The sequence below is a fragment of the Streptacidiphilus sp. PAMC 29251 genome, assembly GCF_054208735.2.
This window is the reverse complement of the sequence record NZ_CM135725.2, coordinates 9,502,150-9,519,814: the sequence shown is the minus strand read 5'-3', so window position 1 is coordinate 9,519,814 and position 17,665 is coordinate 9,502,150. Positions and strand designations below refer to the sequence as shown.

The following is a 17,665-nucleotide window of genomic DNA, read 5'->3' as shown; positions in this document are numbered from 1 at the left end:
GGCTCAAAACAGCTGAAACGGGATGGAGCGGATGGAGCGGATGGAGCGGGATGGAGCAGATGGAACGGGAACTAGACGGGCCTGCGGTGCGGGGCGGTGCTCGCCCGCAGGACGAGTTCGGGTGCGATCAGGATGCGTTCGGCGGGCAGCCGGTCCTCGGTCATCTCCCTGAGGAGGAGACCCAGGCCGCGGCGTCCGAGTTCGGCGAAGTCCTGGCGCACGGTGGTGAGCGGCGGGGTGAAGTAGGAGGCTTCGGGGATGTCGTCGAACCCCACCACGCTGATGTCGCCGGGAATGGCACGGTCGGCCTCGTTGAGGGCCCGCAGCACCCCGAGCGCCATATGGTCGTTCGCGCAGAAGACCGCGGTGACCTCGGGGTCCTCGGGATTCTCCAGGAAGCGGCGTCCGGCGTCGTAGCCGGACCGCGCGCTCCAGTCCCCCGCCAGCACCTGCGGCACCGGCGCCCCGGCCGCCTCCAGCGCCCCGCGCCAGCCGGCCAGGCGGGCCCGGGCGTCGAGCCAGTTGGCGGGGCCTGCCACATGATGCACCGTCAGGTGCCCCAGGTCCAGCAGGTACTGGGTCGCGGCCCGCGCCCCGGCCTCGTTGTCGACGGCGGCACCGGGCACCCGCGCCTGCGCCCCCGATCCCACTGCCACCACCGGCACCGCACTGCGGATCTGCGCCAGCGCCCCCGCCGCGGAGGTCTGCGGCGCTATCACCAGCACACCCTCCACCGCCTGGTCCCGCAGCCGGTCCACGGCCTCCTGCACCGAGCGCGCGTCCAGCGACTGCAGGCTGGCGATGCTGACGAAGTACCCGGCGCTGCGGGCCGCCTGCTCGATGCCGAAGAGCATCGAGGCAGGGCCGTAGAGGGTGGTGTCGAAGCTGACCACGCCGAGCGTCTGCGAGCGGCGGGTGACCAGGGTCCGGGCGGCCGAGTTCGGCCGGTAGTCCAGCTCCCGGATCGCGGAGAGCACCCGCTCCTTGGTCGCCTCCTTGACGTTCGGGCTCTCGTTGAGCACCCGGGACACCGTCTGGTGCGAGACGCCGGCCAGCCGCGCCACATCGGCCATCACCGGCTGGCGCGCGGCGCCGGTCGTGGGTGCGTCAGCCATGGCCTTTCCCTTTCGCATGCGGTTCGGTGGCGGGTGGTTCATTGTTAGCGTTCACAAGCAGGAGCGTCAACAGCTTGTGCCGGCCGTGTTTCGACCGTTGTCTCACAGACCCTGCGCCAGCCGGTGGTAGGCCCGGTTCCAGCGCAGTTCCTGGGTGAAACGGCGGGTGGTGGTGTCCGCCCCGATCAGGGCGAGTTCGGTGTTGGTCATCTCGGCGAAGTCGGCGAGCTCCTCGACCCCGAGGGCGCTGGAGTAGACCGTGTGGTGCGGCCCTCCGGCGGTGAGCCAGCACTCGGTGGAGGTACGCAGGGTGGGACGCGGACTCCACACCGCGCGGGCGACCGGCAGCCGCGGCAGCGGTTCGGGAGGCGCCACGGTGTCGATCGCGTTGGCGACCAGCCGGAAGCGGTCGCCGAGGTCGGCCATACCGACCACGACCGCGGGCCCGGGAGCCGCGTCGAACACCATCCGGACCGGGTCCTCCCGGCCGCCGATACCCAGCGGGTGGATCTCCACGGCCGGAGTTCCTACGGCGATGCTGGGGCAGACCTCGAGCATATGGGCGCCCAGGATCAGCTCCCGGCCGGCTTCCAGATGGTAGGTGTAGTCCTCCATGAACGAGGTGCCGCCGGGCAGTCCCGCGCCCATCGCCTTGACCGCGCGCAGCAGCGCGGAGGTCTTCCAGTCGCCCTCGCCACCGAAGCCGTAGCCCTCTCCCATCAACCGCTGGACGGCGAGCCCGGGGAGTTGGCGCAGGCCGCCGAGGTCCTCGAAATTGGTGGTGAAGGCACGGAAGCCGCCCGCGCTGAGGAAACTGCGCAGTCCCAACTCGATGCGTGCGGCATAGCGCAGCGACCCATGGCGCTCTCCGCCGGTCCGCAGCTCGGGGGACACCCGGTACTGGTCCTGGTACTCCTTGACCAGGTCGGTCACGGCGGCGGAATCGCTGCTGTCAACGGCGTTGACCAGGTCATTGACACCGTAGGTGTTGACCGAGACGCCGAAGCGCAGCTGGGCCTCGACCTTGTCGCCCTCGGTGACGGCGACGTCGCGCATGTTGTCGCCGAAGCGGGCCAGCCGCAGGGTGGCCAGTTCATTGCGGCCGACGGCGGCGCGGGCCCAGCTGCCGACCCCGGCGACCACCGTCGGGTCGCTCACGTGCCCTGCCACGGTCTTGCGAGCGAGGCCCAGCCGGGACTGGAGGTACCCGAACTCGCGGTCGCCGTGGGCGGCCTGGTTCAGGTTCATGAAGTCCATGTCGATGCTCGCCCAGGGCAGCGCGACATTGGCCTGGGTGTGCAGGTGCAGCAGCGGCTTGCGCAGCGCGTCCAGCCCGGCGATCCACATCTTGGCCGGTGAGAACGTGTGCATCCAGGTGATGACGCCGACGCAGGCGTCATCGGCGTTGGCGTCCAGCATCACCCGGCGGATGGCCGCGGCGTCGGTGAGCACCGGTTTCCAGACCAGGTGCACGTTCGCCAGTCCGGCGCCCAGGGTGTCGGCGATGGTCGCGGACTGTTCGGCGACCTGGCGCAGCGTCTCCTCTCCGTACATTCCCTGACTGCCGGTCAGGAACCAGACCTCTGCGGGGGCGACGATGGTCATACGGAGTGGTCTCCTTCGGAGGTGGCGGCCGGCCCGGCGCACCGGTCGGGCGCCGGGTCCTGGCCGTAGACGTTCTGGTAGCGGTCGTAGAGCCGGTCGACGTCCTGCTGCTGGAGCCGCTCGACCTGGCCGAGCTGGGTGGCCAGCAGGACGGTGCGGGCGACGTCCTCGCACATCACCGCTGCCTTGACGGCGGCCCTGGCGTCCTTGCCGACGGTGAAGACGCCGTGCCCGCGCATCAGCACGGCGGGCGAGCGGTGGCCGTCGAGGGTGGCCACGATGCCCCGGCCGATGGAGTCGTCGCCGATCAGTGCGAACGGGCCGACCGGGATGTCGTCGCCGAACTCGTCGCCCATGGCGGTGATCGCGCACGGGATCGGTCGGCCCGCGGCCGCCCAGGCGGTGGCGTACGGGGAGTGGGTGTGCACCACTCCGCCCACGTCCGGGCGGTGCCGGTAGACATAGGCGTGGGCGGCGGTGTCGGAGGACGGGGCGAGCTCGCCCTCCAGCCGCCTGCCGTCCAGGTCGCAGACGATCATCCGGTCCGGCGTCAGTTCGTCGTAGGACAGGCCGCTCGGCTTGATCACCATCAGGTCGGCGCCGGGCACCCGGGCACTGACGTTCCCGCTGGTCCAGGCGACCAGGCCCCAGCGCAGCAGTTCGGCGTGCAGCGCGCACACCTCGGCCCTGGCCTGGTCGAGCGCCCGGCGGTCCGGCCGGGTCGGGGGGTGGGGGCGGTGGGTCCGCACGGGTCCTGGCGGGGTGCTGCTCATCGGGTGGCGTCCTCTCGGTTGCTGCGGTCGCGCAGGGCCCGCAGGCGGTGCATGGCACGGCTCGCGTTCCGGCCGAAGTGGTCGTGCAGCTCGCGGTACTCGGCGAAGAGCTGGTCGTAGACGTCCGCCCGGGCCTGGTCGGGGAGGTGCACCGCGCGGTCGACCCGCCCCATGGCGGCGGAGGCCGCGGTGATGTCCGGGTGGGCCCCGGCGGCGACCGCCGCATGGATCGCCGCGCCCAGCGCCGGGCCCTGCTCCGAGCCGATGACATGGATCGGCCGGCGCAGCACGTCGCTGTAGATCCGCATCAGCAGCAGGTTCTTCGGCAGTCCGCCGGCGACGGTGAACTCCGTGACCGGGACGCCCGCCTCCTCGAATGCCTCGACGATCATGCGGGTGCCGAAGGCGGTGGCCTCCAACAGGGCCCGGTAGAGGTCCTCGGGCGAGGTGTCCAGGGTCAGTCCCAGCACCATCCCGGACAGGCGGTGGTCCACCAGGGTGGAGCGGTTGCCGCTGTGCCAGTCCAGGGCGACCAGGCCATGGCCTCCGACGGGTTGGGCGGCGGCCTTCTCGGTCAGCAGTTCGTGCGGGGAGAGACCGCGCTCGCGGGCCTCGATCGCGTACCGCTCGGGGAGGACGGTGCGCACGGCCCAGGCGAAGATGTCGCCCACCCCGCTCTGTCCGGCCTCGTAGCCCCAGAGCCCCGGCACGATGCCGTCCCTGACCACCCCGCACATGCCGGGGACCTCGGCGAGGATGTCCGAGTTCATGATGTGGCAGGTACTGGTGCCCATGATCGCGAGCATGTGCCCGGGTTCGAGGGCCCGGGCCGCGGCGTTGGTGACATGGGCGTCGACATGGCCCACGCTGACCGGAGTGCCCTCCTTCAGTCCGGTCAGGGCCGCGGCCCGGGCGGTCAGGGTGCCCGCGGCCGCGCCCGGCGGCGACAGCGGGTGGTCGAGCTTCGCGGTGAAGCCGGCGAAGCCGGGATCCAGGGCGGCCAGGAAGTCCGCACCAGGACGGCCCGCCTGTTCGGGCGTCAGCAGGTCGGGCTGGTACATGCCCTTGTAGCCGGCCGCGCACAGATTGCGGCTCTCGGCGCCGGTCAGCTCCCAGACGATCCAGTCGGACGCCTCGATCCAGCGCTCGGTGGCGCCGTAGAGTTCCGGATCCTCCTCCAGCAGCTGCAGCGCCTTGGCGTACTGCCACTCACTGGAGACCTTCCCGCCGTAGCGGGCCGGCCATGGCTCGCCCCGTTCCGCGGCCAGCGCGTTGATCCGGTCCGCCTGCGGCTGGGCGGCATGGTGCCGCCACAGCTTCGGATAGGCGTGCGGGCGGGCCGCCAGGCCGGGCAGTTCGCACAGCGGGGTGCCTGCCGCGTCGGTCGGCAGCACGGTGCAGGCGGTGAAGTCCGTGCCGATGCCCACCACCTGCTCCGCCCGCACCCCTGCCGCCACGAGGGCTTTCGGCACGGCCAGGCGCAGCACCTCGCGCCAGTCCTCCGGCACCTGCAGGGCCCAGTCAGGGCCCAGCACGGTGCTGCCGTCGGGAAGCAGACGGTCCACCACGCCGTGGCGGTACTCGTGCACCGCTTCGGCGAGCTGGGCACCGTCCGCCGTGGAGACCACGACCGCGCGACCGGACAGGGTGCCGAAGTCGACACCGACGACCACGGGAATGTTAACGCTCACAATCAGCTCCGCAAGGGGTGTGCCAGCAGCACGGGAGGTCCAGAGGATCCGCCGGAAGCGGCGGTGGACTCATATTGTTAGCGCTCACACAGCGCCCGCGTCAAGGGTTCGAACCAGTGCCTACAGGCCGTCGATAGGCCGAAGGGTTGGTGTTTCGGCGCGCCTGCGGTGGATCCGACCCGCCGTCACCAGGCGCCCGTATACATAACTTGTACTTTTTATGACGATTTGACCATGCGTGTGAGCACCCTTGGGAGCCGGCCCGATGTCCCCAGCCCGATACCGTCCGAGTTCCGTTCAGGCCCTGCGCGCGGTCCTCGCGGTGCTGCTGGTGATGGCGACCCTGTTCGGGCCCCTGCTGTCGGCGGCGAGCGCGGCAGTTCCGTTCGGTCGGGCTCCCTTCGGCAAGGCCAGGGCGGCCGGTGCCCCGCTGGACTGCTCGGGCGGGACGATCTACGCCTACCAGCGCGGCAGCAACACCGCGGCCCGGGGAACGCTGCTCTCCCTCGACGTCAGCACCCTCGCCGCGGGCACGCCCAGCACGGTCAGCGCCACCGTGGTCAGCACCCTGCCGGCCGGCTCCGGCCAGGCCAACGCCCTGGGCGTGACCCGGGGCGGCCTGGCCGCCTACGCGGTCGACCAGAGCCCGGCCGTCGCCGGCTCGGTCAACGTCTACGGCTACGACGCGCTCACCCAGACCTGGACCACGTACACCGGACCGGCCGGGACCGGGAGCAACTTCGTCGCGGGCGCGGTGAACCGGGCCAACGGCGTCTACTACTACGCCAACTTCGGCACGGGCACCAGCACCAAGCCCGGCACCGGCACCCTCTACGGGTTCAACACCACCACCAACACCGCGATCCCCGGCATCATCGGCACCTTCCCGCTGCCGATCGCCAGCAGCAGCGCCGTCAACGGCGACCTCGCCTTCGACGCCCTCGGGAACATGTACGTGCTCGCCTCGGCCGGCACCGCCTCCGGCATCAGCCGGGTGTCCGGACCCATCCCCACCACCGGGTCCACCAACGGGGCGGCGCTTACCAGCACGGTCCTCAGCACCCTCCCCAACCCGAACAGCAACAGCTACAACGGCATGGCGTTCAACAACGCCGGCCAGATGTACGTGGAGTTCAGCACCGGCAGCAACCTCACCTCCATCGAAGGGCTCAACCCCAACACCGGCGCCGTCCTCTCCGGCCCGAAGGGCTACTCCAACAACGCCTTCCTCTCGGTGGACCTCGGCGCCTGCTCCACGAACCCGACGCTGAGCCTGCAGAAGAACATCGTCGGACGGTTCGTCACCTCGCCCAGCTCCAACGACCAGTTCGGCCTGGAGATCAGCGGCAACGGCATCAGCGGGGGCAACACCGCCACCACCACCGGCACCGCGACCGGCGTCCAGTCGCAGGTGGCCGGCCCGGTGATCCCGGCCTCGGGCCTCAGCTACGACCTGGCCGAGACCGCGGCCGCCGGCGCCAGCCTCGCCAACTACACCACGGCCTACACCTGCGTCGACGCGGCCAACGGCAACGCCCCGGTCTCCTCGGGGACAGGTACGTCGTTCTCCCTGGTCTTTCCCGCGACCCGGACCGACGCCAGCACACCGAACGTGGTCTGCACCTTCACCAACACACCCCGTGCCCCGGCGCCGTCGATCACCATCGTGAAGTCGGCCGCGCCGACGGCGATCACCGCGGCCGGACAGAGCGTGGCGTACTCGTTCCTGGTCACCAACACCGGCAACGTCGCCCTGAGCGGCGTCTCGGTGGCGGAGACCGCGTTCTCGGGCTCAGCCACGACTCCGGTCGCCACCTGCCCGGCGGGCGCCGCATCGCTGGCGCCGGGCGCGTCGGTGACCTGCACCGCGACCTACGCCGCCAGCCAGACGGACATGGACACCGGCAGGATCACCAACACCGCGGTGGCCAGTGGCACCCCGCCGTCCGGGTCGGCGGTCACCTCACCGCCGTCCAGCGCCACGGTGACCGCGACCGCCAACCCGGCCCTGCTGGTCGTCAAGTCGGTCGACGCGACCCAGCTGTCCGTGGCCGGCCAGGTGCTGCACTACTCCTTCGTGGTGACCAACAGCGGCAATGTCACGCTGCACGGGGTGACGGTGACCGAGACCGCGTTCTCCGGCTCGGGGACCGCTCCGGTGATCAGCTGCCCGGCGGGCGCGGCGTCGCTCGCGCCGGGGGTGTCGGTGACCTGCACCGCGAGCTACACCGTGACCCAGACGGACATCGACACCGGGAGGGTCAGCAACACCGCGATCTCCACCGGTACTCCGCCGTCCGGCCCGCCGGTCACCGCGCCGCCCTCGTCGGTCACCGTCCCCAACGTCCCCGCGCCGTCGATCAGCGTGGTGAAGTCGGCCGCGCCGACCACGGTCACCGCGGCCGGACAGAGCGTGGCGTACTCGTTCCTGGTCACCAACACCGGCAATGTCACCCTGCACGGGGTGACCGTCGCCGACACCGCGTTCTCCGGCACCGGACCCGCGCCGGTGATCACCTGCCCGGCGGGCGCCGCCGCGATGGCCCCGGGCGTATCGGTGACCTGCACCGCGAGCTACCCGGTGACGCAGCCCGACATCAACGCCGGCAAGGTGACCAACACCGCTGTGGCCACCGGCACCCCGCCGACCGGCCCGGCGGTCCACTCCGCACCGTCCAGCGCGACGGTGACCGCCACGGCCGCGCCTGCGCTCACCGTCGTCAAGTCGGCCGTGCCGACCACGGTCACCGCGGCCGGACAGACGGTGGACTACTCCTTCCTGGTCACCAACACCGGCAATGTCACGCTGAGCGGGGTGACGGTGGCCGAGACCGCCTTCTCCGGCACCGGCACCAAACCCGTCATCAGTTGCCCTGCGGGCGCCGCGTCGCTGGCACCCGGGGTGTCGGTCAGCTGCACCGCGAGCTACACCGTCACCCAGGCGGACGTCGACGCCGGCAGGGTCACCAACACCGCCCACGCCACCGGCACCCCGCCGACCGGCCCGGCCGTGGACTCACCGCCGTCCAACGCGACGGTGACCGCCACCGCTGCGCCTGCGCTCACGCTGGTCAAGTCGGCCGCGCCGACGACCGTCACCGCGGCCGGACAGACCGTCGACTACTCGTTCCTGGTCACCAACACCGGCAATGTCACCCTCACCGATGTGACGGTCACCGAGACCGCGTTCTCCGGCACCGGCCCTGCTCCGGTGGTCACCTGCCCGGCAGGCGCCGCCTCGCTGGCACCGGGCACCTCGGTCACCTGCACCGGCAGCTACGCCGTCACCCAGGCCGACATCAACGCCGGTCAGATCACCAACAACGCCAAGGCCACCGGCACCCCGCCGACCGGGCCAGCTGTTGACTCGCCTCCGTCCAACGCCACCGTGACCGCCACTGCCAACCCGGCGCTCACGCTGGTCAAGTCCGCCGCACCGACGACCGTCACCGCGGCCGGACAGACCGTCGACTACTCGTTCCTGATCACCAACACCGGCAACGTCACCCTCACCGCGGCAACAGTCACCGAGACCGCGTTCTCCGGCACCGGCACCAAACCGGTGATCACCTGCCCGGCAGGCGCAGCCTCGCTCGCACCGGGCGCGTCGGTCACCTGCACCGGCAGTTATGCCGTCACCCAGGCCGACATCAACGCCGGCCAGATCACCAACAACGCCACCGCCACCGGCACCCCACCCACCGGCTCACCCGTGGACTCCCCGCCGTCCAATGCCACGGTGACTGCCACCGCCAGCCCCGCGCTCACCCTGGTCAAGTCGGCCACGCCGACCACCGTCACCGCGGCCGGACAGAGCGTCAGCTACTCCTTCCTGGTCACCAACACCGGCAATGTCACCCTCACCGATGTGACGGTCACCGAGACGGCGTTCTCCGGCACCGGCCCTGCTCCGGTGGTCACCTGCCCGGCAGGCGCCGCCTCGCTGGCGCCGGCGGCCACGGTCACCTGCACCGGCAGTTACACCGTCACCCAGGCCGACATCAACGCCGGCCAGATCACCAACAACGCCAAGGCCACCGGCACCCCGCCCACCGGGCCAGCTGTTGACTCGCCTCCGTCCAACGCCACCGTGACCGCCACTGCCAACCCGGCGCTCACGCTGGTCAAGTCCGCCGCACCGACCACCGTCACCGCAGCCGGACAGACCGTCGACTACTCGTTCCTGATCACCAACACCGGCAACGTCACCCTCACCGCGGCAACAGTCACCGAGACCGCGTTCTCCGGCACCGGCACCAAACCGGTGATCACCTGCCCGGCAGGCGCAGCCTCGCTCGCACCGGGCGCGTCGGTCACCTGCACCGGCAGTTATGCCGTCACCCAGGCCGACATCAACGCCGGCCAGATCACCAACAACGCCACCGCCACCGGCACCCCACCCACCGGCTCACCCGTGGACTCCCCGCCGTCCAATGCCACGGTGACTGCCACCGCCAGCCCCGCGCTCACCCTGGTCAAGTCGGCCACGCCGACCACCGTCACCGCGGCCGGACAGAGCGTCAGCTACTCCTTCCTGGTCACCAACACCGGCAATGTCACCCTCACCGATGTGACGGTCACCGAGACCGCGTTCTCCGGCACCGGCCCTGCTCCGATGGTCACCTGCCCGGCGGGCGCAGCCTCGCTCGCGCCGACAGCCTCGGTCACCTGCACCGGCAGTTACACCGTCACCCAGGCCGACATCAACGCCGGCCAGATCACCAACAACGCCAAGGCCACCGGGACCCCGCCCACCGGATCCCCCGTCGATTCCCCGCCGTCCAACGCCACCGTGACGGCCACCCCCGCGCCCGCGCTCACCCTGGTGAAGTCGGTCGACGCGACCGAGCTGACGGTGGCCGGCCAGGTGCTGCACTACTCATTCCTGGTCACCAACACCGGCAATGACACGCTCACCGATGTGACGGTCACCGAGACCGCGTTCACCGGCACCGGCACCGCCCCGGTGATCACCTGCCCGGCGGGCGCAGCCTCGCTCGCACCGGCGGCGTCGGTCACCTGCACCGCCAGCTACACCGTCACCCAGGCCGACATCGACACCGGCAAGGTCTCCAACACCGCCCACACGAACGGCAATCCGCCGTCAGGGCCGCCGGTCAGCTCGCCCCCGTCGTCCGTGAACGTTCCCAACGTCCCCGCGCCGGCCCTCACCCTCGTGAAGTCCGCTCTGCCGACCACGGTCACCGCGGCTGGACAGACCGTGCACTATTCCTTCGTGGTGACCAACACCGGCAATGTGACGCTCACTCATGTGACGGTCAGCGAGACCGCGTTCTCCGGCACCGGCACCGCCCCGGTGGCCAGTTGCCCGGCGGGCGCCGCCGCGATGGCTCCGGGCGCGTCGGTGACCTGCACCGCCAGTTACACGGTGACACCCGCCGACATCAACGCCGGTCGGATCACCAATGCCGCCGTCGCCACCGGGACTCCCCCGGCCGGGGCGCCGGTGACCTCGCCGCCGTCCCAGGCCACCGTCACCGCGACCAAGCACATGTCGCTCACCCTCCTGAAGTCGGCGTCGCCGAAGACGGTCGACACGATCGGACGGAAGGTCAGCTACTCGTTCCTGGTGACCAACACCGGCAATGTCACCCTCACCGGAGTGACCGTCAGGGACACCGTGTTCACCGGTGCCGGGCCGAAGCCGACCGTCACCTGCCCGGCTGCCGCCGCTTCCTTGGCCGCAGGGGCCTCGGTGACCTGCACCGCGAGCTATGCCACCACCCAGGCGGACATCGACGCCGGCCAGGTCACCAACACCGCTGTCGCCACCGGCACTCCCCCGACGGGCCCGCCGGTGACCTCGCCGCCGTCCCGGGCGACGGTGACGGCCGAGCGGCACCCGGCGGTCAGCCTGCTGAAGACCAGCACCACCAAGGTGATCACCAGCGTGGGCCAGAAGGTCCCGTTCTCCTTCCGGGTCACCAACACCGGCAACGTCACCCTCACCCGCCTGCTCGCGAAGGAGACCGCGTTCACCGGCAGCGGGCTGGTAGCCGTGACCTGCCCCAAGGGCACCACCTCGCTGGCACCGGGCGCGTCCCTGCTCTGCACGGCCGTCTACACGGTGACCCAGGCCGACCTCAAGGGCAGCAGCCTCAGCAACACCGCTGTGGTCGGCGGCAACCCGCCGTTCGGTCCGCCGATCGACTCGCCGCCGTCCAGTGTCCGGATCCCGATCAAGCCCAAGCCGGTTCCGGTTCCCCCGGCTCCCCCGGTGAAGCCCGGCCATATGGCCCCCACCGGTGCGTCCGCCCAACTGACGTACCTGACCTGGGGTGCACTGGCCACCACGCTCCTCGGCGCCGGCCTGCTGCTGGCCTACCGCCGCCGTAGGCAGCAGTAGCGGGACAGCTGGAAAGCGACGGCCCCTCTCCGCCCGGGAACCCACCCGGCCGGGGAGGGGCCGTCGCCGTCCCGTGGTGTTCGGGGCGTCCCGGACGTCCCGGCCCCGCGCATGGGTTCCGCATGGGTTCGTGGACGTCGGGTAGGGGGCGAACATCGGCAGCACACCGCAGTGCTGCCGCTCAACAGGAGAAATGGTGGCGTATGCGGTCAACGGGACAGGTTCGTCAGGTCGTACGCTTCCAACTGCACGGCCCGGTGAGCACGCTCGAATCCCGGATGACCCTCACCTACAACAGCCGCCACCCGCTGCAGATCACTGCCGCCTTCGAGGCCGCCATGGCCGTGGACGGGCGACCCGCCCAGTGGATCATCGGCCGGGATCTGATCGCGGACGGTCTCCTCGCCCCTGCCGGCCTCGGCGACATCCGGATCCACCCCGACGGTGAGAGCACCGCCTTCGAGCTGCACGCCGGCCCCGACTACGCCCTGGTCACCGTGGCCACTGACGACCTGACCCAGTTCCTGGACGCCACCTGCGCCCTGGTGCCGCTGGGCAGCGAATCGCCCGCCATCAACTGGCGCGCCCTGACCGGGCTGCTCCAACGACCCTGATCGATCCCCGTTGCGACGGAGGGAAGCGCGATGACGTCCACAGCCAAGAAGAAGGCCAAGCAGCTCCAGGGCTTCAGAGATTCCAAGCCCGGACTCCTGCTCAGCCTCGGCGGCAGCGCCTTCGGCGGCTTCGGCATCGTCAAGGAGATCCGCGACGCCCGCCAGGAGGGCGACACCCTGCGACTGGTCAACGCCGCCGTCGCAGCGCTGGCCCTGGCCACCGGCACCGCCGTGATCCTCCGCGAACTACGCGACCTCTCCGACGACTGAGCACGCCGGGAACAGGCTTGCCGGCGGCCCCGGGCTCGTGCCCGGATGGCACGAGCCCGGGGCCGCCGGTGTTCAGATCTCCAGCGACACCTGATAGTGGCCGAGCCAACTGTTCAGGGCCAGGACGATTTCGCCGCTGTTGCGCAGTTCCGCCCCAGGGGCGGAGCCGGTCGCCTGCGTGGCGGCGGCGACGTCGAGCAGCGGGCGGACCGGCGCCTGCGGGTCGGCGAGCAACTGCTGCATCTCACGGCGTATCGACTCGGCGTAGCGGGGGTCCTGGGTGCTGGGGTAGGGGCTCTTGACCCGGTTGGCGATCGAGTCCGGGAGGACGTCGCGGGCGGCGGCGCGCAGCAGGGACTTCTCGCGGCCGTCGAAGGTCTTCATCGCCCAGGGCGTGTTGAAGACGTACTGGACCAGCCGGTGGTCGCAGAACGGCACCCGGACCTCGAGCCCGGTGGCCATACTTGCCCGGTCCTTGCGGTCCAGCAGGATCTGCACGAAGCGGGTCAGGTGCAGGTGGCTGATCTCGCGCATCCGGCGCTCCAGGCCGGTCTCGCCGGCCAGCCTCGGCACCTCGGCCAGGGCTTCGCGGTAGCGGGCCTCGCGGTATCCGGGTACGTCGATCCGGTGGAGGAGGGCGGGATCGAGCATGGCGTCGCGCTCGCCGGTGGCGTCGCCGGCGAAGCCGGCGCTGATGGCGTGCAGCCAGGGGAAGGCCTCGGCGTTGACGACCTTCTCCTCGTGGAACCAGCTGTAGCCGCCGAAGACCTCGTCGGCGGACTCTCCGGAGAGCGCCACGGTCGACTGCTCGCGGACGGCCTTGAACAGCAGGTACAGGGAGGTGTCGCCGTCGCCCATGCCGGAGGGCAGATCGCGGGCGAACAGCACCCGTTCGCGGTTGCCCCGGTCCATCAACTGCTCGGTGTTCAGCATGATGTCGCGGTGGTCGGCGTGCACGAAGGCGGCCAGTTCCCGGGCGTACGGGCCGTCGGGGGTGGCGCGCAGCGAGTCGGCCTGGAAGTTCTCGGTCTGGCCGACGAAGTCGACCGCGAAGGAGCGCACCGGTCCGCGGCCGTCCGCAGCCAGGGCCTTGGCGGCGAGCGCGGTGATCACCGAGGAGTCCAGGCCGCCGGAGAGCAGGCTGCACAGCGGGACGTCGGCGATCAGCTGCCGGTCGACGATGTCGTCCAGGAGGGCCCGGACGTGGGAGACCGTGGTGCCGAGGTCGTCGGTGTGCTCGTACGACTCCAGGGCCCAGTAGCGTCGTTCGGTGCAGCTGCCGCGCCGCACCCGCAGGGTGTGGCCCGGGCGTACTTCGTGCATGCCGCGGTAGACGGCGTGGCCGGGTGTCTTGGTGAAGGCCAGGAGTTCGGCCATGCCCTCGGCATCGACGACGGCGGAGACCTGGGGGTGGGCCAGGATCGCCTTGGGCTCGGAGCCGAAGATGACTCCGTCGCCGGTGGGGTAGTAGTAGAGCGGCTTGATCCCCATGCGGTCGCGCACCAGCAGCAGTTCCTGTTCCCGCGGGTCCCACAGCGCGAAGGCGTACATGCCGTTCAGGCGCTGGGTGAAGTCCTCGCCCCACTGCAGGTAGGCGTGCAGGGCGACCTCGGTGTCGCTGTCGGTCCGGAAGGTGTGCCCGAGGGCGGCCAGTTCGGCGCGGAGCTCGCGGTAGTTGTAGATCTCGCCGCTGTAGGTGGTGACCAGCAGGGTCCGGCCGTCGCTCTCGACGGACATCGGCTGGGTGCCCCCGGCGATGTCGATCACTGCCAGGCGGCGGTGACCGAGCGCGGCGTGGGCGTCCACCCATACGCCGTCGGCGTCCGGGCCGCGGCAGGCCATGGTCTCGGTCATCGCGGCCAGGGTGCCGCGTTCACGGTTCAGGTCGTGGTCGTAGGAGATCCATCCGGTGATTCCGCACATATGGCTGCGGTGTCCTCTCCGGTCATCGCTCCGCGCAGGGCGGGGCTGAGCGGGGCCGTGTCCCGTACGACCCCATGGTGAGTACGCTAACCATATTTCGTTGCATAGTACAAGTGTCATGTACTCAAAGGCGCAGGGTTCCGGCCACGGGCAACACAAACGACCGAAATGGGGCATACCTGCTCCAGCTCAACGCTCCGCGCGACCCCCCGCGCGACGGCGCCGCTGAGTCGCCTGGAGCAGGGACTTCGGCCAGGTGCGGGTGTCGCGGGGTTCGACGTAGGGCTCCTCGTCCAGCGGCAGGCCGCCCTCGACGGCGCGTTCGCGGGCGAGTTCGGCGTCGAACTCCAGGCCGAGCAGGATGGCCAGGTTGGAGATCCACAGCCACACCAGGAAGACGATCACCCCGGCCAGGGTGCCGTAGGTGCGGTTGTAGTTGCTGAAGTTGGCCACGTACAGCGCGAACCCGCCGGAGGCCAGCAGCCAGATCAGCACCGCGATCATGCTGCCGGGGGACAGCCAGCGGAAGCGCGGGACGTGCACATTGGGGGCGGCCCAGTACAGGATGGCCACCATCAGGGCCACCAGCAGCACCAGCACCGGCCATTTGGCGATCGACCAGACCGTCAGGCCGCTGCTGCCGACGCCGAGCAGGTGCCCGGCCTGATCGGCCAGCGGGCCGGTGAACACCACGATCGCGGCGCTGGCCGCCAGCAGGATCATCATCAGCGCGGTCAGGCCGAGCCGCAGCGGCAGGGTCTTCCACAGCGGGCGGCCCTCGCGGATGTCGTAGACGTTGTTCGCCGCGCGGATGAAGGCGCCGATGTAGCCCGAGGAGGACCACAGGGCGCCGAGCAGGCCGACGATCGCCAGGACGCCGCCGGTGCCGCGGCTGGCCTGGAGCTGGGTGACGGCGTTGTGCAGGATGGTGCGGGCCGAACCGGGGGTCAGCTGCTGCAGGTTGTCCAGGAGCCGGTTGGTCGTCGACGTCCCGGTCAGCCCCAGCAGGGAGACCAGGACCAGCAGCGCCGGGAAGATCGCCAGCACCGCGTAGTACGTCAGCGCGGCGGCCCGGTCCGTCAGCTCGTCCGCCGTGAACTGACTGATCGTCCGGCGCAGCACCAGCCACCAGGAGCGCGGCGGCACCTGCTTGAGCTCGTCAGGCGCGGCCTGCTCCACGGCCTGGGCCGGGCCAGCCTTGGGCTGTTCCGGGACTGTCTGGGCCGGGACTGTCTGGGCCGGGACGGCCTGCTCACTGCTGGGTTCACTGCCTGCGGCTGCCATACCGTGCGCGTATCCGCGATCCCGTTCGCGAATCCTCCCCCGTACCCTCCTAGATGGTGGGCGGGTGGACCGCGTTGATGCCGGCGAGGATGAGATGGATCCCGGCGAGGAACTGCTCGCGGTCGTCGTGGTCGCGCATCTGGTCCGCGACGGCCCTGGCGAACGGGTAGTCGTCGGGGTCCAGCTGCTCCCATGCCGTCGACACGGTGTCGAGGAACTCGCTGCGGTCCAGGTCGGGCCCGAGGGTGCGGGCGTTCGCGGTGTTCGCCGCGTTCTGGCCGGCCGCGCCGAGGATGTAGTGCACCAGCGCGGAGGTCGCGGTGAACCAGTTGCCCTCGGGGACGCCCAGCGCGCGGACCTGACGACCGATGCTTTCGAAGATCCGCGGTGTCACCGACTGCCACGGGCCGCGGGCGAGCTGCGTGGCCAGCTGGGCGGCGAGCCAGGGGTGGGCCTCGGTCGCGTCGAACAGACCGAGCGCGACGGCGCGGATGGCCTCCTCCGGCGCCGAGCCCCCGGCCCCGGCGGGCGCGGCGACGGGCTCGTCGGCCCCGGCGGACCCCCGCGCCCCGCCGGGCTCGACGGCCAGCGCGGCCGCAACGACGGCGTCGGTGGCGGCGTCGAGCAGCTCGCTCTTGTTCGCTACATGCCAATAGATCGCCCCAGGCCCGGTGGCGAGCCGCTCGGTCAGCGCCCGAAAGGTCAGCCCGCCCTCCCCCGTCGCGTCCAGCAGCTCGACGGCGGCCTCGATGATGCGCTCGCGGCTGAGCGCCTCGGTCCGCCGCTCCGACGTCGTCCTACGTGTCCGTGGTGCCATGCTGCACATTTTGACATATCTGGAACGCTGTTCCAACATGGTTGTGGAACGGCATTCCAGAACCCCCGGAAGGGAGCCACCCATGAACACCCACGTCACGATCATCGGAGCCGGCCTCGGCGGCCTCACCCTCGCCCGCGTCCTGCACGTCCACGGCATCCCGTCCACCGTCTACGAGGCGGAGGCCTCGGCGACGGCGCGCGCCCAGGGCGGGATGCTCGACATCCACGAGGACAACGGCCAGCCGGCGCTCCAGGCGGCGGAGCTGATGGACGAGTTCCGCGGCCTCATCCTGGAGGGCCGCGAGGCCACCCGGGTGCTCGCCTCGGACGGAGCCGTCCTGTTCGACGACGACAGCACCCGGGGACGCCCCGAAGTGCTGCGCGGCGAGCTGCGACGGATCCTGCTCGAGTCGCTCCCGCCCGGCACCGTCCGGTGGGGGCACAAGGTCAGCGGCGTCCGCGCGCTCGGCGCGGGTCGGCACGAGGTGGCCTTCGCCGACGGCAGCAGCGTCACCACCAGCCTGCTGGTCGGCGCGGACGGCGCCTGGTCACGGGTCCGGCCGCTGCTCTCCGACGCCGCGCCCGAGTACACCGGCACGTCGTTCGTCGAGACCTACCTGTACGACAGCGACACCCGGCACCCGGCCACCGCGAAGGCGGTCGGCGGCGGGGCGCTGTTCGCGCTCGCGCCCGGCAAGGGGATCCAGGCCCACCGCGAGAGCGGCGGGACCCTGCACACCTATGTGGCGCTCACCAAGCCGCAGGACTGGTTCGCCGCAATCGACTTCACCGACTCCGCCGCGTCCGCCGCGCGGATCGCCCAGGAGTTCGACGGCTGGGCGCCGGAGCTCACCGCGCTGATCACCGACGGGGAGACCGCCCCGGTCCTGCGCACCCTCAGCGCCCTGCCCGTGGAGCACCGGTGGGACCGGGTGCCCGGGGTGACCCTGCTCGGCGACGCCGCCCACCTCTCGATCCCGAACGGCGAGGGCGCCAACCTGGCCATGTACGACGGCGCCGAACTCGGCCAAGCCATCGCCGCGCACCCCGACGACCTCGAGGCCGCGCTCGGCGGATACGAGCAGGCCATGTTCCCCCGCAGCGCCGCGGCCGCCGCCGATGGCGCGGAACTCCACCAGCTCCTCTTCGGCGACAGCACACCCCACAGCCTGATCAGCATGTTCACCGGAGCCGAATAGCCCCG

The 17,665-nt window shown here is 71.1% G+C and carries 11 protein-coding genes; 4 read left to right on the top strand and 7 right to left on the bottom strand.

From position 1 onward, the window contains the following. Positions 1–71: 71 nt before the first annotated feature. The 4 genes from ACXKR8_RS45465 to araB all read right to left on the bottom strand — a co-directional run bounded on the left by ACXKR8_RS45465 (position 72) and on the right by araB (position 5,184). Complete coding sequence (locus ACXKR8_RS45465; RefSeq protein WP_458270396.1) at positions 72–1,115, bottom strand: LacI family DNA-binding transcriptional regulator; 1,044 nt, start codon at positions 1,113–1,115, stop codon at positions 72–74. A gap of 102 nt (positions 1,116–1,217) precedes the next feature. Beyond that, positions 1,218–2,720, bottom strand: a complete 1,503-nt coding sequence (araA, locus tag ACXKR8_RS45460) for an L-arabinose isomerase (protein WP_458270395.1) — start codon at positions 2,718–2,720, stop codon at positions 1,218–1,220. Continuing rightward, the gene (locus ACXKR8_RS45455; protein ID WP_458270394.1) at positions 2,717–3,493 is read right to left on the bottom strand and encodes an L-ribulose-5-phosphate 4-epimerase; all 777 of its coding nucleotides are present in this window, start codon (positions 3,491–3,493) and stop codon (positions 2,717–2,719) included. Before ACXKR8_RS45455 ends, araA begins: the two co-directional genes overlap by 4 nt. Further along, the gene (araB, locus tag ACXKR8_RS45450; RefSeq protein ID WP_458270393.1) at positions 3,490–5,184 is read right to left on the bottom strand and encodes a ribulokinase; all 1,695 of its coding nucleotides are present in this window, start codon (positions 5,182–5,184) and stop codon (positions 3,490–3,492) included. Before araB ends, ACXKR8_RS45455 begins: the two co-directional genes overlap by 4 nt. Positions 5,185–5,449: 265 nt before the next feature. Between araB and ACXKR8_RS45445 the strand changes: the two genes are divergently transcribed. The 3 genes from ACXKR8_RS45445 (at position 5,450) to ACXKR8_RS45435 (ending at position 12,435) form a co-directional block, all read left to right on the top strand. Beyond that, positions 5,450–11,551 (top strand): beta strand repeat-containing protein, encoded by a 6,102-nt coding sequence (locus ACXKR8_RS45445; protein ID WP_458270392.1) that lies wholly within the window; start codon positions 5,450–5,452, stop codon positions 11,549–11,551. A 257-nt stretch (positions 11,552–11,808) separates the two neighbouring features. Beyond that, a complete protein-coding gene (locus ACXKR8_RS45440; protein ID WP_458270391.1) occupies positions 11,809–12,165 on the top strand; it encodes an SsgA family sporulation/cell division regulator in 357 nt (118 codons plus the stop codon). Between the two features lie 30 nt (positions 12,166–12,195). Further along, positions 12,196–12,435, top strand: coding sequence for a hypothetical protein (locus tag ACXKR8_RS45435; RefSeq protein ID WP_458270390.1), 240 nt, complete (start codon positions 12,196–12,198; stop codon positions 12,433–12,435). 72 nt (positions 12,436–12,507) lie between these two features. Here the strand turns inward: ACXKR8_RS45435 and asnB are convergent, their stop codons facing one another. From asnB to ACXKR8_RS45420, 3 genes are all read right to left on the bottom strand, one after another. Continuing rightward, positions 12,508–14,358, bottom strand: coding sequence for an asparagine synthase (glutamine-hydrolyzing) (gene asnB, locus ACXKR8_RS45430; protein WP_458270389.1), 1,851 nt, complete (start codon positions 14,356–14,358; stop codon positions 12,508–12,510). Between the two features lie 189 nt (positions 14,359–14,547). Further along, positions 14,548–15,642: a YihY/virulence factor BrkB family protein gene (locus tag ACXKR8_RS45425; RefSeq protein ID WP_458270388.1), complete on the bottom strand. Its 1,095-nt coding sequence runs from the start codon at positions 15,640–15,642 to the stop codon at positions 14,548–14,550. A gap of 49 nt (positions 15,643–15,691) precedes the next feature. Beyond that, positions 15,692–16,459, bottom strand: a complete 768-nt coding sequence (locus ACXKR8_RS45420; RefSeq protein WP_458270387.1) for a TetR/AcrR family transcriptional regulator — start codon at positions 16,457–16,459, stop codon at positions 15,692–15,694. An 82-nt stretch (positions 16,460–16,541) separates the two neighbouring features. Between ACXKR8_RS45420 and ACXKR8_RS45415 the strand changes: the two genes are divergently transcribed. Next, the gene (locus tag ACXKR8_RS45415; RefSeq protein ID WP_458270386.1) at positions 16,542–17,660 is read left to right on the top strand and encodes an FAD-dependent oxidoreductase; all 1,119 of its coding nucleotides are present in this window, start codon (positions 16,542–16,544) and stop codon (positions 17,658–17,660) included. Positions 17,661–17,665 lie beyond the last annotated feature (5 nt).

Coding starts and splice junctions, on each gene's coding strand:
- ACXKR8_RS45465 (WP_458270396.1), bottom strand. CDS start 1,115: ATGGCTGACGCACCCACGACCGGCGCCGCGCGCCAGCCGGTGATGGCC.
- araA (WP_458270395.1), bottom strand. CDS start 2,720: ATGACCATCGTCGCCCCCGCAGAGGTCTGGTTCCTGACCGGCAGTCAG.
- ACXKR8_RS45455 (WP_458270394.1), bottom strand. CDS start 3,493: ATGAGCAGCACCCCGCCAGGACCCGTGCGGACCCACCGCCCCCACCCC.
- ACXKR8_RS45445 (WP_458270392.1), top strand. CDS start 5,450: ATGTCCCCAGCCCGATACCGTCCGAGTTCCGTTCAGGCCCTGCGCGCG.
- ACXKR8_RS45435 (WP_458270390.1), top strand. CDS start 12,196: ATGACGTCCACAGCCAAGAAGAAGGCCAAGCAGCTCCAGGGCTTCAGA.
- asnB (WP_458270389.1), bottom strand. CDS start 14,358: ATGTGCGGAATCACCGGATGGATCTCCTACGACCACGACCTGAACCGT.
- ACXKR8_RS45425 (WP_458270388.1), bottom strand. CDS start 15,642: ATGGCAGCCGCAGGCAGTGAACCCAGCAGTGAGCAGGCCGTCCCGGCC.
- ACXKR8_RS45420 (WP_458270387.1), bottom strand. CDS start 16,459: ATGGCACCACGGACACGTAGGACGACGTCGGAGCGGCGGACCGAGGCG.
- ACXKR8_RS45415 (WP_458270386.1), top strand. CDS start 16,542: ATGAACACCCACGTCACGATCATCGGAGCCGGCCTCGGCGGCCTCACC.